A 14,905-nucleotide genomic window follows, 5' to 3' on the forward strand; every position below is an offset into this window, starting at 1 on the left:
GATCGCACGTTAGTGATTCGGCCATGGAAAGTCATCGTGGCGATACAATTCTTCAGCCGGTTTCGATGAGACTTTGATGGATACTCTGCTGACTAAGAGGTTATCAGCCAATCCGGAGCATAGGCATTCATCTTCTGGCTCTCTCGCCAGAGATTGAAGCGTTCGGTCCAGCGTTGCTCGACGTTGAGCGCGACTGCGAACGGCAGATAGTGCTCGTAGCATTCGACCGACATTGCCGGGCCGTTGATCTCGCCGCTGATATAACGATTCAAATCGAGGATGTTGTTGCGGATCTGCCGCTGCTTCGGCGTTGGCATGCGCAGCATCGCCAAAATGGCGATAATGCCGACAATGTGCAGCAAGATCGCAATCAGATATGGCCGCTGTTCGCCGATCACCTCGGTCGTGCCGATATAGGAAAGTGCAGCAATAACAATCGCCGGAAGCCCTACAAACAAAAAAGTCGCCTGTGCGAACTGCTCGGAGGTGCCGGTGGCTACGGGAAACCGCTCCGGATGGCGAAACATCGTTGCAACGATCAAAAGAACCAACAATATCCCGCAGATGGCCGCGGAAAAGATCAAAAGGCCCGAAAAAGAGGCGACGGCAATGCCGAGAGCCAAAATCGATGCAGCAGCCGCCAAGCTCCAGCGATCTTTGCCTCTGATCCTCTGATATTCCTCAGTGACTGTTCTGTGCAATTCATCTCTCACATCAGGCCGGGCATTTTTAACTCTGCGCCGATCGCCGGCAGGCCGCTCTCCTTCAATTTGGCCGAATACCAAGCGCGTCGCGGCCGGAAGAGCATACCACCTGGAGCGACCCGGCTTGCCCTTCTTGCGCTCTTGCTTTGTGATTAAGTTCGAAGCCTCCGCATCCTCATCCAGGCTGGAAATGCGAAGCATTCGCTTTACTGCGAGTTGGCAGACGGACGCCAGGAAGGCCGCTTTTGCCGCATCTGCCTTCCAATTCCGGAACAAATAGGCCGCAAGAGCGGGGGATATGTTTTGCGTTATTTTGGTGTCGACAGTTATCAATGGTGCAGGCACAAGCCAGGACGGTCGAAATTTGAGGATAGCGACCAGAGCGACGATCAGCGGCCCTAAAATGCTTATGAAGGGGAGAAAATGATCGGAAAGCCACCACTGTATCCGCTTCCCGCTTGTTACAATCACAAAGGTCCCTGCGGGATATTCGATCTCGATATCAGGCAGGACTTTATCCCCCTTGCCTGCTGGAATCGACACCAAGAGCTCATTCGGCGCGCTGCGCGTGACGTCATAGGCCGCCCGATCCTGTTGCGAAGGGCGTAACGTTCCGCCCGGCGGCAGCTTCAGGGTCAGCGTTTTTTTGGCTGCCTGGCCGTGCACGCGGCCCATATAGGCCGGCAGGAAGAGAATCTCGCGGTCGCCTTCCCGGCGAACCAGGCGTCCGAGCCAGTAAGCGATCTGGATCTTTGTAAGACCGGTGGGCAGATCTGCAGAGCAGTGTTTGCAGTGCTCCGCTCCTATGTAAATCGAGTAGCCCGGCACATTATTTTCCACGGAATAGTATTCGTCGAGCCCGCCGCGCCGGGCTGCAGCCAGTTCGAAGTCTCGCCAGTGAACACCACCTGACGTATCCGTGAAACGTTGAGGGATATCAACGTAAACGCCGCCGTAATTTTCCGCCCTTTTGACCGCGATATCGAAGAACTCCGACACAAAGGCGGTGCCGTCGGTGTAGACCTCAACCGTGCTGTTTGCCGATTGGACGGTGAACTCTTGGTCGAAATTGCTGCACGACGTCAGTGCGAGCAGCATGGCGCATAAGATGGGCCATGATAAAAGGCGCAACATCCCGCCTGCGCAGTTTTCAAATGCGATTTTGAAATAAAAAATACCGCTCTTCAAAAGACAGACCGAATCTATACCTGATCGAAACAGCGATAAGATAGTGGTCGAACGCTTCGCGCGAAAGAAGCGCAGTCTCGAGAGCGGCGAATTTTTAGAGACGGCTTTTACGCCGCCTCGCTGGTCAGATTGACGCCGCCCGCATCGGTCAGCAGGAAGGCTTCGCCGCAAGCCTTGGCGAGCGTGCGCACCCGCAGGATATAACTCTGGCGTTCGGTCACCGAGATGACGCCGCGGGCATCGAGAAGGTTGAAGACGTGGCTGGCCTTGATGCACTGGTCATAGGCCGGGAAGACGCATTTGTGCAGGCGCTGGTTGGCGCTGTCGTCAGGCGCGCCCGCATCGAGCAGCGCCCGGCATTCCTTCTCGGCATCGACAAAGTGACGATGCAGCATCTCGATATTGGCGAATTCGAAATTGTGACGCGAATATTCCTGCTCGGCCTGCAGGAAGACGTCGCCGTAGCTGATCTTTTCGTCGCCCTCGCGGCCGTTGAAATTCAGGTCGTAGACATTGTCGACACCCTGGACATACATGGCGAGGCGCTCAAGACCATAGGTCAGTTCACCGGCGACCGGCGCGCATTCGATGCCGCAGACCTGCTGGAAATAGGTGAACTGCGAGACTTCCATGCCGTCGCACCAGCATTCCCAGCCGAGACCCCAGGCGCCGAGCGTCGGGCTTTCCCAATCATCCTCGACGAAGCGGATGTCGTGCAGCAGCGGGTCGAGGCCGATCGCGGCGAGCGAGCCGAGGTAGAGTTCCTGCAGGTTGGGCGGGTTCGGCTTCAGGATGACCTGATACTGGTAATAATGCTGCAGGCGGTTCGGGTTTTCGCCATAGCGGCCATCGGAGGGACGCCGCGACGGCTGAACATAGGCCGCCTTCCACGGTTTCGGGCCGAGGGCGCGCAGCGTGGTGGCCGGGTGGAAGGTGCCGGCGCCGACTTCCATGTCGTAAGGCTGCAGCACCGCGCAACCCTTGTCCGCCCAGTAGCTATGCAGGGTCAGGATCAGCGCCTGGAAGGAGCGCTTCGGGTTCATATGGTCTGGAATAGCTGACATGAAACGGCACCGATTGCTTGGGGATTATCGGCGCGACAGGTGCCATGGAGGGCGGCAGGGGTCAAGGGTTTTGCGGGGGGCGGCGACGCTGTGTGGCGACGCAAGAGGAATTTCGCCGCCCTACCCATCCTGTATTTCGTTGGGCGGTGCCGCATATCCCTTCTCCCCAGCGGGGAGAAGATGCCGGCAGGCAGATGAGGGGGTGAGCGACGATAGGAGCGAATGCACTGCGCGCAAGCGAAGGGCAATCAATGGCGTGCCGTGTGGCCCTCTCATTCGCCCTACGGGCATCGACCTGGGTCGAGCCACGTGTCTCGACCCGTCCTTCGGACCTCGGAGGGGAGAAGGGAGAACCGAGACCTATTCCTCATCCCGCTTCAGCCGGTATTCCCCGGTCACGGGATCCTTGACCAGCGTGCCGATCGCGCCGGTCTGGCGCTCCTTTTCGGCGCGGCGTGATTTTTCAGCGAGCTTGCGGGCATCGGAGACGAAGCGGCGGTAGAGCCACCAGGCCGAAAAGACCAGGACCAGGATGGTGATAAGCTGTGCCATGCCCCTCTCTTGCTCCTCTCAAAGCCCGAAGCGGCTCCACAATGCTCTCTCTTCCGCTGCTTCGACAAGCCCCGTCGCGAGTCCCGATGCGGCGCCCTCGAGCGAGACCGGCGACACGCCGGGGATGCGGCGACCGAGCAGGCCGCGGCCGGCGGTGACGAGCTCAAGCTTCGCCTTCTGGCCGTAGCGTCGCTTCAGCTCCTGGCGCATGTCGCCGAGGCCGTCGACGAGGCCGAGTTCGAGGCCGCGGGTGCCGCTCCAGAACAGGCCGGAAAAAACGGTGGCGTCATCCTTCAGCTTGCCGGCGCGTCGCTCGCGCACCATCGAGATGAAGACCTGATGGATCTCGAGCTGCAGGCTCTTCAGATATTCGATGTCCTTTTCCTTTTCCGGCTGGAACGGATCGAGGATCACCTTGTTTTCGCCCGCCGTATAGACGCGGCGCTCGACGCCGATCTTCTTCAGGAGTTCGGGAAAGCCGAAGCCGCCGGAGACGACGCCGATCGAACCGACGATCGAGGTGGCGTCGGCGATGATCTCATCGCCGGCAAGCGCGATCATATAGCCGCCGGAGGCGGCGACGTCCTCGACGAAGACCAGAACCTTTTTCTGCTTCTCGCGGGCAAGCTCGCGGATGCGGGTGAAGATCAGCCGGGACTGGACGGGCGAGCCGCCCGGCGAGTTGATCGCGATGGCAACCGCCGGCGAGCCCTTCATGGCGAAGGCCTTTTCCAGGACCGGAGCGACATTGGCGAGATTGAGGGTCGGCCGGAATTGGCCGCCGCCGCTGATGATCGCGCCCTGCAATCTGACGACCGGGATGGTGACGCCCTCCTTGCGGAACCGTTTCGGCAGCAATTTTTTCCAGAATCCGGCCATTTCCCATCCTTCGCTTCGGGTCGCCCGATCGTCAATCTACGATCGGCATCCATGTATGCGTTGGAACGACAAACGCAATGCCCGCGTTTGCAAAACATCGAGAATGGTCTTTCTTGTTGCGAATGACTTGCATTGTCATTCTGATTCGTCATAGTGCGCTCACGATAAACAGGTGGAAATGGCATGGACGCCCTCAACCCCAAGGTAACAAGCGGCTGGCGGCACGAACGCGGCGAGGCGTCGCTGTCGGATGTCTACCGCACCGTCGGAACCGGGCGTCACAGCTCGAGGTGGCGCAGGGCGGCGGCCTTTGCCGGGCCGGGCTATATGGTCGCCGTCGGCTATATGGACCCCGGCAATTGGGCGACCTCGCTCGCCGGCGGCTCGAAATTCGGCTATGCGCTGCTCACCGTCGCACTGCTTTCCAACCTGATGGCGATCGTCCTGCAATCGCTCTGCGCCCGTCTCGCTATCGCCTCGGGCCGCGACCTCGCGCAGGCCTGCCGCGACGCCTATCCGAAATGGGTTTCGGTGCCGCTCTGGGCCTTTGCCGAAATTGCCATCATTGCCACCGACATCGCCGAGGTGATCGGCACGGCGATCGGCCTCAACCTTTTGATGGGCATTCCGCTCGAACTCGGCGTGCTGATCACCGCGCTCGACGTCTTCGTGATCCTCTTCCTGCAGAAACTCGGGTTCCGCTGGGTGGAAGCCTTCATCATCGCGCTGCTCGGCGTCATCGCCATCTGCTTCGGTGTGCAGATCCTGCTTGCCGACCCGCAATGGGGCTCCGTCATCACCGGCTTCTTCCCGACCACCCAGATCGTCACCAATCCTGAGATGCTTTATCTCGCGCTCGGCATTCTCGGCGCGACCGTCATGCCGCACAATCTCTACCTCCACTCCGGCATCGTGCAGACGCGGGCGTACGGCCACACGGTTCCCGAAAGAAGGAGGCGCTGACCTATGCGACGATCGACTCGACGGTCGCCCTCTGTTTCGCGCTGCTGATCAACGCCTCGATCCTGATCCTGGCCGCTGCTGCCTTCAATGCGCATGGCAGGACCGACATCGTCGAGCTCGGCGAGGCGCATTCGCTGCTGTCGCCGCTGCTCGGTCTGGCGATCGCGCCGACGCTGTTCGGCATTGCGCTGCTCTGCTGCGGCCTCAATTCGACGGTGACGGCGACGCTTGCCGGCCAGATCGTCATGGAAGGCTTTCTCAAGATAAGGCTGAAACCCTGGGTGCGCCGGCTAATCACCCGGGCGATCGCCATCGTGCCGGCGGCGGTCGTCACCATCTGGTACGGCGACCAGGGCACGGCGGAGCTTTTGATCCTCACGCAGGTCGTGCTCAGCCTGCAGCTTTCGTTCGCCGTCTTCCCGCTCGTCATGTTCACCGCCAGCAAGGCTAAGATGGGCGAACTGGTGGCTCCCCGCTGGCTGAGCGGCATCGCCTATGTGATCGCCGTCGTGATTGCCGGGCTGAACGTCAAGCTGCTGCTCGACTTCGTCACCGGCTAGCTGCCGAGGATCGAAGCCTGGCATAGGCCGCCCGGCCATTGTTGAAATCATCGATGAGGGGGAGAATTTGTGGCTCCCCTCCTCGTGCATGATGAGCGGTGCGCGCAGTGACAGCCGCGCCCGCGACCCCTTGATTGCAGTCACCAGGATACGCACGGCGTTTTCACGTTCGCGCGGATGGATGGCTGTCATTTCGATGCCGCCGAAACGCCGGCCGCAGGCGTCGACGATCTCAGCGATCGATTCGGGCCTTGCGATCAGCGACAATTGTCCGCCGGGGATCATGATGGCGCCGGCCGTGCGGATCCAGCTTTCGAACAGGCCGTCGGTCATCGCATGGGCTTCGGCCTTCAGCGCATCCGGCGTACGCCGGTCGCCGGCATCGTTGAAGGGCGGGTTCATGATGACGTGGTGGAAGCTCTCATCGATGAGGCCGGCATCGTTGCGCGCCTTGGCGGTCAGCGCCACATCCGCCTCGACGACGCTGACGCGGGCGGCAAGATGGGCATTTTCGGGCAGGAGGATGCTGCGACGGGCATAATCGGCCATCTCGGCCGACCGCTCGAACAGCACCACGTCCGCACTCGCAAGGCGCGAGGCAACGGCGAGGCCGGCCGCACCGGCGCCGGCGCCGAGATCGGCCACCCTGACCGGACGATCGTCGGCGACGAGGGCGGCAAGCAGCATCGCATCCATGCCGGCGCGATGGCCCCTGCCCTTCGGCTGCACCAGATGAAAGGCGCCGCGATGAAAGGCATCGATGGTTTGGGCAGGCTCCCCGGTCATCCCACCCTCACCTCCTGTCGCGCAATTCGCCGCCGAGACCGGCGTCGATCAGGATGCGGCGGGCCTGGTCGGCCATCTCCTCGTCCACCAGCAGCCGGCGCGGCAGCATACCGAGCGAGCCTTCGAGCACGCTCATGCCCTGATCGGCGATGAAGCAATGAATGCCCGCATCCTTCATGAGGCTCTCGGCATAGGAGAGCAGAACGGGGTCATTGGCGCGGATAAGTTCATGCATTTGCCGTCATTTTCCTTCCAATTTCGCCGTGCGCGACAATTCACCTCTTGCCGCGTCCATCGCCCCTTTCTATTGTCTGCTGCAATGAATGAACAGGAGTCCGGGTCGTTGGGCGTGGTCATACCGCTTGAAGAAAGCAAAAACAAACTGGCATCCATAAAGCCGTTGGTCGATCTCACCAGGGCGGATATGGAGCGGGTGAACCAGCTCATTCTGTCCAAGGCCGGCTCCGACGTGCAGATGATCCCCGAAGTGGCGAACCATCTGATCTCGTCCGGCGGCAAGCGGCTGCGGCCGATGCTGACGCTGGCAGCCTCCTCGCTGTTCGACTACCGCGGCGAAAATCACGTCAAGCTCGCCACATCGGTCGAATTCATGCACACGGCAACACTGCTGCATGACGACGTCGTCGACGAAAGCGACCTGCGCCGCGGCAAATCGACGGCGCGGATGATCTGGGGCAACCAGGCAAGCGTGCTGGTCGGCGACTTCCTGCTCGGCCAGGCCTTCCGCATGATGGTCGATGTCGGCTCGCTCGATGCGCTCGATGTGCTCTCTTCCGCCGCCTGCGTGATCGCCGAGGGCGAGGTGCTGCAGCTTTCCGTCGCCAAGAACATGGAGACGACCGAGGACGATTACCTCGCCGTCATCCGCGCCAAGACGGCGGCGCTTTTTGCGGCGGCCGCCGAAGTCGGGCCGATCGTCGCCGATGCCGGCCGCTCCGGCCGCAACGCGCTGAAATCCTACGGCATGAATCTGGGGCTCGCCTTCCAGCTCGTCGACGACGCGCTGGATTACGGCGGCAAGGCCGCCGATCTCGGCAAGAATGTCGGTGACGATTTCCGCGAAGGCAAGATCACGCTTCCCGTCATCCTCGCCTATCGCCGCGGCACGCAGGACGAACGCGCCTTCTGGCGCGATGCGATCGAGGCCGGCAACAGCAGCGACGCCAATCTGGAAAAAGCCCTCGGGCTGATCACCAAATACGGCACGCTCAGCGACACGATCGGCCGGGCGGTCCATTATGGCACGATCGCCCGCGATGCGCTGGCGCCGCTTCCCGATACGGTGTGGAAATCCGCCCTGATGGAAGTGATCGACTTCTGCATCGAGCGCGTCAACTGACCAAACGTTCTCGATTGCAGCCTGATTTTCTTGCGGCGCCGCTTCAAAAAAGCCATCCTGTTATGAATCAGTGATCACAACTGATTTGCGACCGGCATCATCATGGCCGGGCGCTCTCGAAGAAAGGTTTCCTCATGCGGCAGAGAATTGCCATCCGTCTTCTTACGAGCGCAGCATTGGCGGCTGTTCTTTCGCTCGGCGTCTTCGCCGGCGTGAACGCCGAGGATGCGGCCAAGACGGCGGGCGATGCCGGCAAAACCGATACCTTCGATGCCGATAGCGTTACCACCTTCTCCGGCGCCTTCCTCGCCGCACGCACGGCCGATGTCGATCATGACTATGAAACGGCGATCGCGCTCTACAAGAAGGCGCTGCTGATCGAGCCCGGCAATCCGGAGATCCGCCAGCGGCTGATGATTTCGCTGCTGCTCAACGGCGACATCAAAGAAGGCGTCAAATATGCCAACGACTTGAAGGGCGACCCCTCCGTCGAGCGCATCACCACGATCGTGCGCGGCATGGATGCCGTGCGCCGCGACGACTACAAGACCGCCGAAGCCATCCTGAAATACAAGGGCCCGAACGATCTCGACCGGATGATGAACGACCTGCTGCTTGCCTGGGCCCGCGTCGGCGCCGGCCGCGGCAAGGAAGCACTCACCATGGTCGAGAAGATGAAGGGCCCGGACTGGTTCCGCATCTTCCAGAATTACAATGCCGGCGCGATCGCCATCGCCATCGGCGACGTGAAATCCGCCCGAAAGCATCTGAACGACGCCGTGCTCGACAAGGAAGGGGTGCGACGGCGCCCGACACCTTCATGCGCGCGGTCATGGCGCTTGCCCGCCTCGAAGCGACACAGGGCAACAAGCAGAAGGCGCTCGACGCCGTATCGGTCGGCGACAACCTGCTGCCGAACTATGCGCCGCTGAACGCGCTACGCGACAGCATCGAAAAGGGCGAGAAGCAGGAGCAGCAGGTCAAGACCGCTGAAGAAGGGGCTGCCGGCGTGCTGTTTTCGGTCGGCGGCGCGCTGAACCGCGACGGCGCCGAGGACATCGTCTCGCTCTACCTGCAGACGGCCAAAGCACTCGACCCGAACAGCGCCGATACGCTGGTGCTGCTCGGCGGCATCGCCGAGAAGCAGAACCAGATGGACCGCGCCATCGCGCTCTACAAGAAGGTGCCGGAAAATTCGCCGATGCGCCGCATCTCCGAGCTGCAGCTCGGCCTTGCCCTTGCCCAGGGGGGCAAGGTGGAAGAGGCGCGCAAGCACCTGCAGGCGCTGATTGCCTCCGACCCGAAGGACATCCGCAGCTACCTCGCCTATGGCAGCGTGCTCTCCGACGCCAAGGACTATGAGGCGATGGCCGCCAATTACGACAAGGCGGTCGAAGCGATCGGCCCCATTGCCGGCCGCGCCAACTGGAGCGTCTTCTTCCAGCGCGGCATTGCCTATGAGCGGCTGAAGAAGTGGGACCAGGCCGAACCGAACTTCCGCAAGGCCCTGGAGCTTAATCCCGACCAGCCGCAGGTGCTGAACTATCTCGGCTATTCCTGGATCGACATGAACCGGAACCTCGACGAAGGCCTCGGCATGATCAAGAAGGCCGTCGAGCTTCGCCCTGACGACGGCTACATCATCGATTCGCTCGGCTGGGCCTATTTCCGCCTTAACCGCTTCGACGACGCCGTCGACGAGCTGGAGCGGGCCGCACAGATCAAGGCCGGCGACGCGACGATCAACGACCATCTGGGCGACGCCTACTGGCGCGTCGGCCGCAAGCTCGAGGCCGTCTATCAGTGGAACCGGGCGCTCGCCTCCGAGCCGGAAGCCGCCGAAATTCCGAAGATCAAGGACAAGGTCGCCAACGGCCTGCCTCCTGCCAGCGACGATGCCAAGGCGGCCGACAAGAAGCAGCCGGATCCGGCGCCCGTCACCCCGCCGCCGGTCGACAAGAAATCCTGACGGGCGGCAAGCATGCCTGAAGAAGGCCTGGCCGAGGCTTTCGGCGTCACCGAAAAGGCGCGCGCGAAGATCAATCTCGCTTTGCATGTGACCGGCCAGCGGGCGGATGGCTACCATCTGCTCGACATGCTGGTGACCTTCGCCGATTGCGGCGACCGGCTGGGCTTTCTGCCTGCACAGGCCGACGCTTTCACGCTGTCGGGCCCTTTCGGCGAGACACTTGCCGGCGACGGCGGCACCAACCTGGTGCTGCGGGCTCGCGATCTCCTGCGCGAGACGCTCGGTGCCCTCACCTTCCCTGTGCATATCCACCTGCAAAAGAACCTGCCGATCGCCTCCGGCATCGGCGGCGGCTCAGCCGATGCGGCCGCGACGCTGCGCGGACTGATGCGGCTCTGGGGCATGGACTTGCCGGTGGAGACGCTTGCCAGCCTCGCGCTGAAGCTCGGCGCCGATGTGCCGATGTGCCTTGAAAGCCGGCCGCTGATTGCCCGCGGCATCGGCGAAAGGATCGAAGCCGTGCCTGAGCTGCCGGCGTTCGCCATGGTGCTCGCCAATCCGCTGAAGGGCGTGTCGACGCCCGAAGTCTTCCGCCGGCTGCCGGCAAAGAACAATCCGGCCCTCAACCTTGCTCCCGGTCTGTCCGGGACTTCCGGCTGGCTGACGGCGATCGGCTCGGCCCGCAACGATCTGGAGGCGCCGGCGCGCGAACTGGTGCCGGAGATTGCAATGATCTCGCAGATGCTGCAGGCCCAAGGCGCGCTCATCACCCGCATGTCCGGCTCCGGCGCCACCTGCTTCGGCATTTTTACGAGCATGGCGGCGGCGCACGAGGCGGCGTCAGCTCTTCACGGCGAGCGGCCCGACTGGTATGTCCGGGCGACGGAAACGGTTTCGGGAGGCATGTAATGGCAGGTCTGGACGAAAAGCGGCCGTTTATCGCCGTCGGCATCTCTGTCCTCACCGTCTCGGATACCCGCACGCCGGAAACCGACAAATCCGGCGATACGCTGGCGGCGCGGATCACCGAAGCGGGTCACCGGCTGGTCGAGCGGGCGATCGTGCCTGACGATCGCGACAAAATCGCCGCGCAGGTCAAGGCCTGGACCGAGCGGGACGACATCGATGTCGTCATCACGTCTGGCGGCACCGGCTTTACCGGCCGTGATGTGACGCCGGAAGCGCTGGAGCCCTTGTTCGAAAAGCGCATGGACGGCTTTTCCGCCGTCTTTCACCGCATCTCCTACGAGAAGATCGGCACGGCGACGATCCAGTCGCGCGCCACGGCAGGTGTCGCCAATGCCACCTTCATCTTCGCCCTGCCGGGCTCGCCCGGCGCCTGCCGGGATGCCTGGGACGGCATTCTGAAGGGGCAGCTCGACTACCGCAGCACGCCGTGCAACTTCGTCGAGATCATGCCGCGTCTCGACGAGCATCTGAAACGCGGCGCACAGAAATAGAATTTCGCGAGAAGCCAATCCGAACGATCGCGGCGCGCTTTAGCCCGTTATTTTTAGGCATAATCGTTGTCGCTGAACCGCTGTACAGTTCCGGGCGACATGCATTAGGTGGCAAGGCCCGGCAGAGACGGCATCGTTTCCCAGCTGTCACCCGATAGCAGGATGCAGCTGATGCCGTGAACATCCGTGACGACGAGCGTCCAGGTGCCGCTTTCGGCGGTGTAGACCTCCAGCACGGCGTTCTGATTGACCAGCCCGACCGCCGTCAGCTTCTCAGCAAAATTCTTGTCCAGGAATTTGACGACGTCGGATCGGCCTGCGCAACTGAGCATCGCCTGCGATGCTGCCGAATGCGGATGCGCGATCATCAACGTCGCCAATATGACTGCCACAAGGCCGTAAAGCGTATGGCGGATCATGACGCACCTCCTTTCGCCGGAACCCGGCAGAAGAGGAGATTTTCGCCGACCTGTTCTGCCGTCCACCGGCATTCATGGCCACCCGTTGCGAAGCGCGGCTTCGGCGGCGCCATGGGCGAATTATAGCGCGAAATCTGATTGGGCGCCATTTTTTGCGCGATGTGGGAAGGGTTGTGATGCTGCTTCGGTGCGGGGGAGTGAAAATGCTTACCGCGCCGCGCGCGCCACCCAGGAAGGAATCAATTCACTTGTTAGTTTACGCGGCTTCTGGCCCTTGGCGAATTCGGCAAGCCGCATGCCGCTCCTGGCGGCGGCCAGCGCCTGGCTCTTCGGCATCAGCAGACCAAGCTCCAGCGGCGGCGCGGCGCGGCCGATGCGCTCGAAAAATGGGCGCCGGTAGCCGCGCGAAGCGGTGAAGCGCGCCGGCGCCTTGTTGAGCGCGATATATTCGGCAATCTCGTCGATCCAGCCCACCTGCGGGCGTGCACCCGGCTCGACGAAAAGCAGCCAGTCGCCGCGGGCGGAAGCGACGATGTCCTTGATATCCCACTGCGAATGAAACCGGCAGCCGGCCGCGTCGGCGACCCGCGAGCTGCCGTCGCGCGAGCCGTGATCGAGCACGACCACATCGCCGACGAGCCCCTCCACCGCGCCTGCCACCAAGACCGATAAGGTCTGGGCCAGCTCAGATTCCTGATCCTGACATTCGAGAACAACCGTCAACATTGCCTAGTCATAATGCGCCGCACAAATTTTTGCCAGCGGCGTTTTCCGCATTTTGTTCTTGCATTGTTCTCTATTTGCCGATAGGAATTTAATCATCAAAACGAGCGGAGCGATGGCTTCCCGCTGCGGGAGAATCCGATGAGAGAGCAGTCCCTGGCAGGGCAGGCCGCATTCGCGCCTGCCAATACGGCAGATATTGCCGATGCGATGATCGTCTCCTCCGGGCTGAGGGTCGAGGTCGACCGTCGGCGCGGGCGCGGGGCCGGACTGAACCCGACCGGCAGGTTCGAGGCGCTGCAGCGGGAGACCTTCGACGACGGCTGGCAGACGCTGGAAGAGCTGCCGCCGTTCAAGACCGAGGTGCAGATCGAAAAGCCGCGCACGGCCATCACCCGCAACGAATCGCCCGACGTCGCCTTCGACCGCTCGATCAATCCCTATCGCGGCTGCGAGCATGGCTGCATTTATTGTTTCGCCCGGCCGACACACGCCTATATGGGGCTTTCGGCGGGGCTCGATTTCGAGACGAAACTGTTCGCCAAGCCGGATGCGGCTAAGCTGCTGGAGCGGGAGCTCGCCAAGCCGGGTTACAAGGTGCGGGCGATCGCAATCGGCACCAATACCGACCCCTATCAGCCGGTCGAGAAGGAATGGCGCATCATGCGCGGCATTCTCGAGGTTTTGAACAAGGCGAACCATCCGGTCTCGATCGTCACCAAGTCGGCGATGATCTTGCGGGATCTCGACATTCTGCAGGAGATGGCGGCGAAGAACCTGGTGCGCGTCGGCATCTCCGTGACCACGCTCGACCGCAAGCTTGCCCGGACGATGGAGCCGCGCGCCGCCACGCCGCCGCGTCGGCTGGAGACCATTCACACACTGTCGGAAGCAGGAATCCAAACGGCAGTGATGGCCGCGCCGCTGATCCCGGCGCTGAACGATCACGAGCTGGAGCGCATCCTCGAATCGGCCAAGGCAGCCGGCGCCGTCGAGGCGAGCTATGTCATCCTGCGGCTGCCGCTCGAGGTCAGCCCGCTCTTCCGCGACTGGCTGTTGCAGCATTATCCCGATCGCTACCGGCATGTGATGTCGCTGGTGCGCTCGATGCGCGGCGGCAAGGATTACGATGCTGAATTCGGCAAGCGCATGAAGGGCGCCGGTCCCTATGCGTGGCAGATCGCCCGGCGCTTCGAAATGGCGGCGAGGCGTTTCGGCCTGACGCGGCGGGGTCTGCCGCTGCGCGACGATCTGTTCGTGCCGCCTGATGGCAGCGGCGTCCAGCTGTCGCTGCTCTGATTTATAGAATTTGCGCATCGGCCCATCGAGAAACCGCCCTGTTTTCGAGCCCGAGCGCAATTCCCGCGGATGGCCTTCACCGCCACCATCCGCCGGACCGTCCCCGGCCGCCGCCCTGATCCGGGGACTTGCGGGAAATCGGGTTGGCGTGCGAGGTTCAGCCGCATGAAACCTCGCACGCCACCCGATTCTCCCCTGCTTTTCGACACGGCTCCGCTCGTGCCGGATTTCCGCCTGGAACTCAAAGCCCGCAAGGCCGGCCACTGGCCGGTCGCCGGCGCCGACGAGGCCGGCCGCGGGCCGCTCGCCGGGCCGGTCGTCGCCGCCGCCGTTATCCTCGACCCGAAGCGCATCCCCGAGGGCCTCAACGATTCCAAGCAACTTTCGGCGCAGCGGCGCGAGGAACTGTTCGTGCAGATTCTCGCGACCGCGACCGTCTCGATCGCCTCATCCAGCTCGACGCGCATCGACGAGACGGATATCCGCAAGGCAAGCCTCGACGCCATGCGCCGCGCCATCTGCAGCCTTGCCGTTCCGGCAAGCTACGTTCTGACGGACGGGCTCGACGTGCCGCCCGGCCTCGAATGCCCCGGCCAGGCCGTGGTCAAGGGCGACGCCCGCTCGGTCTCGATCGCCGCCGCCTCGATCGTCGCCAAGGTGACGCGCGACCGGATGATGGCGCGCGCCCACAATGTCTTTCCAGATTACGGCTTTGCCGCGCATGCCGGCTACGGCACGGCACAGCACCGCGCCGGCATCGAGAAGCATGGCCCCTGCTCCCTGCACCGGATGAGTTTTCGGCCGTTGCGCAAGGGCGAGGACGGGCCTGAGACGGACGAGTTGATACCGGAATAGGTCACGCAAAGAAAACTGGGCAATGAGAAGCCGGACGAGCACTGTAAGAGGCGCGCGAGGAAAAGAGAGGCCGCGGCATATCCTCTTCTCCCCGGTGGGGAGAAGAGGGAATTGAGAGGGAGCG

12 protein-coding genes and 3 pseudogenes are annotated in these 14,905 nt (G+C 62.4%); 7 read left to right on the forward strand and 8 right to left on the reverse strand.

Annotated features, from left to right (window positions below):
- Positions 1-92 precede the first annotated feature (92 nt).
- From MHI61_RS19180 to MHI61_RS19195, 4 genes are all read right to left on the reverse strand, one after another.
- On the reverse strand, positions 93-1,838 hold the full coding sequence (locus tag MHI61_RS19180; protein ID WP_239792877.1) for a DUF2207 domain-containing protein: 1,746 nt from the start codon (positions 1,836-1,838) through the stop codon (positions 93-95).
- A 161-nt stretch (positions 1,839-1,999) separates the two neighbouring features.
- Positions 2,000-2,956, reverse strand: a complete 957-nt coding sequence (locus MHI61_RS19185; RefSeq protein WP_239790115.1) for a glycine--tRNA ligase subunit alpha — start codon at positions 2,954-2,956, stop codon at positions 2,000-2,002.
- A gap of 360 nt (positions 2,957-3,316) precedes the next feature.
- Complete coding sequence (locus tag MHI61_RS19190) at positions 3,317-3,508, reverse strand: hypothetical protein (RefSeq protein WP_003584596.1); 192 nt, start codon at positions 3,506-3,508, stop codon at positions 3,317-3,319.
- An 18-nt stretch (positions 3,509-3,526) separates the two neighbouring features.
- Positions 3,527-4,387 carry a S49 family peptidase gene (locus tag MHI61_RS19195; RefSeq protein WP_239790116.1) on the reverse strand — a complete coding sequence of 287 codons (861 nt, stop codon included), beginning with the start codon at positions 4,385-4,387 and terminating at the stop codon, positions 3,527-3,529.
- 183 nt (positions 4,388-4,570) lie between these two features.
- Here MHI61_RS19195 and MHI61_RS19200 point away from each other — a divergent pair.
- Positions 4,571-5,910: pseudogene (locus tag MHI61_RS19200) on the forward strand (Nramp family divalent metal transporter).
- Here MHI61_RS19200 and MHI61_RS19205 read toward each other — a convergent pair.
- Positions 5,900-6,696: pseudogene (locus MHI61_RS19205) on the reverse strand (methyltransferase). The pseudogenes MHI61_RS19200 and MHI61_RS19205 overlap by 11 nt on opposite strands.
- A 7-nt stretch (positions 6,697-6,703) precedes the next feature.
- Entirely contained in the window at positions 6,704-6,931 is a 228-nt protein-coding gene (locus tag MHI61_RS19210) for a DUF2007 domain-containing protein (RefSeq protein WP_097663693.1), read from the reverse strand.
- Positions 6,932-7,039: 108 nt separating this feature from the next.
- On the opposite strand from MHI61_RS19210, the gene MHI61_RS19215 reads away from it, so the two are divergent.
- The 4 genes and pseudogenes from MHI61_RS19215 to moaB all read left to right on the forward strand — a co-directional run bounded on the left by MHI61_RS19215 (position 7,040) and on the right by moaB (position 11,485).
- Positions 7,040-8,056 (forward strand): polyprenyl synthetase family protein, encoded by a 1,017-nt coding sequence (locus tag MHI61_RS19215; RefSeq protein ID WP_239790117.1) that lies wholly within the window; start codon positions 7,040-7,042, stop codon positions 8,054-8,056.
- Positions 8,057-8,190: 134 nt separating this feature from the next.
- Positions 8,191-10,025 (forward strand): annotated as a pseudogene (locus MHI61_RS19220) (tetratricopeptide repeat protein).
- Between the two features lie 12 nt (positions 10,026-10,037).
- Positions 10,038-10,934 carry a 4-(cytidine 5'-diphospho)-2-C-methyl-D-erythritol kinase gene (locus MHI61_RS19225; protein WP_239790118.1) on the forward strand — a complete coding sequence of 299 codons (897 nt, stop codon included), beginning with the start codon at positions 10,038-10,040 and terminating at the stop codon, positions 10,932-10,934.
- Positions 10,934-11,485 carry a molybdenum cofactor biosynthesis protein B gene (gene moaB / locus MHI61_RS19230; RefSeq protein WP_239790119.1) on the forward strand — a complete coding sequence of 184 codons (552 nt, stop codon included), beginning with the start codon at positions 10,934-10,936 and terminating at the stop codon, positions 11,483-11,485. The genes MHI61_RS19225 and moaB overlap by 1 nt, the downstream gene beginning before the upstream one ends.
- Positions 11,486-11,589: 104 nt before the next feature.
- On the opposite strand, the gene MHI61_RS19235 is transcribed toward moaB, so the two are convergent.
- Positions 11,590-11,904, reverse strand: coding sequence for a hypothetical protein (locus MHI61_RS19235; RefSeq protein WP_239790120.1), 315 nt, complete (start codon positions 11,902-11,904; stop codon positions 11,590-11,592).
- Between the two features lie 207 nt (positions 11,905-12,111).
- Positions 12,112-12,630, reverse strand: coding sequence for a glycosyl transferase (locus tag MHI61_RS19240; RefSeq protein WP_239790121.1), 519 nt, complete (start codon positions 12,628-12,630; stop codon positions 12,112-12,114).
- A gap of 138 nt (positions 12,631-12,768) precedes the next feature.
- Between MHI61_RS19240 and MHI61_RS19245 the strand changes: the two genes are divergently transcribed.
- Both MHI61_RS19245 and MHI61_RS19250 read left to right on the forward strand, forming a co-directional pair.
- A complete protein-coding gene (locus MHI61_RS19245; RefSeq protein ID WP_168297625.1) occupies positions 12,769-13,926 on the forward strand; it encodes a PA0069 family radical SAM protein in 1,158 nt (385 codons plus the stop codon).
- A gap of 165 nt (positions 13,927-14,091) precedes the next feature.
- Positions 14,092-14,781 carry a ribonuclease HII gene (locus MHI61_RS19250; protein ID WP_222138920.1) on the forward strand — a complete coding sequence of 230 codons (690 nt, stop codon included), beginning with the start codon at positions 14,092-14,094 and terminating at the stop codon, positions 14,779-14,781.
- Positions 14,782-14,905 lie beyond the last annotated feature (124 nt).

This window comes from Rhizobium sp. K102 (genome assembly GCF_022385315.1).
Taxonomy (GTDB): Bacteria; Pseudomonadota; Alphaproteobacteria; order Rhizobiales; family Rhizobiaceae; genus Rhizobium; species Rhizobium croatiense.

Excerpts from the sequence above, each read along its gene's own strand:
- MHI61_RS19225 (WP_239790118.1), top strand. The coding sequence starts at position 10,038 with ATGCCTGAAGAAGGCCTGGCCGAGGCTTTCGGCGTCACCGAAAAGGCG.
- MHI61_RS19180 (WP_239792877.1), bottom strand. The coding sequence starts at position 1,838 with ATGTTGCGCCTTTTATCATGGCCCATCTTATGCGCCATGCTGCTCGCA.
- moaB (WP_239790119.1), top strand. The coding sequence starts at position 10,934 with ATGGCAGGTCTGGACGAAAAGCGGCCGTTTATCGCCGTCGGCATCTCT.
- MHI61_RS19235 (WP_239790120.1), bottom strand. The coding sequence starts at position 11,904 with ATGATCCGCCATACGCTTTACGGCCTTGTGGCAGTCATATTGGCGACG.
- MHI61_RS19190 (WP_003584596.1), bottom strand. The coding sequence starts at position 3,508 with ATGGCACAGCTTATCACCATCCTGGTCCTGGTCTTTTCGGCCTGGTGG.
- MHI61_RS19240 (WP_239790121.1), bottom strand. The coding sequence starts at position 12,630 with ATGTTGACGGTTGTTCTCGAATGTCAGGATCAGGAATCTGAGCTGGCC.
- MHI61_RS19195 (WP_239790116.1), bottom strand. The coding sequence starts at position 4,387 with ATGGCCGGATTCTGGAAAAAATTGCTGCCGAAACGGTTCCGCAAGGAG.
- MHI61_RS19250 (WP_222138920.1), top strand. The coding sequence starts at position 14,092 with ATGAAACCTCGCACGCCACCCGATTCTCCCCTGCTTTTCGACACGGCT.
- MHI61_RS19185 (WP_239790115.1), bottom strand. The coding sequence starts at position 2,956 with ATGTCAGCTATTCCAGACCATATGAACCCGAAGCGCTCCTTCCAGGCG.
- MHI61_RS19245 (WP_168297625.1), top strand. The coding sequence starts at position 12,769 with ATGAGAGAGCAGTCCCTGGCAGGGCAGGCCGCATTCGCGCCTGCCAAT.
- MHI61_RS19210 (WP_097663693.1), bottom strand. The coding sequence starts at position 6,931 with ATGCATGAACTTATCCGCGCCAATGACCCCGTTCTGCTCTCCTATGCC.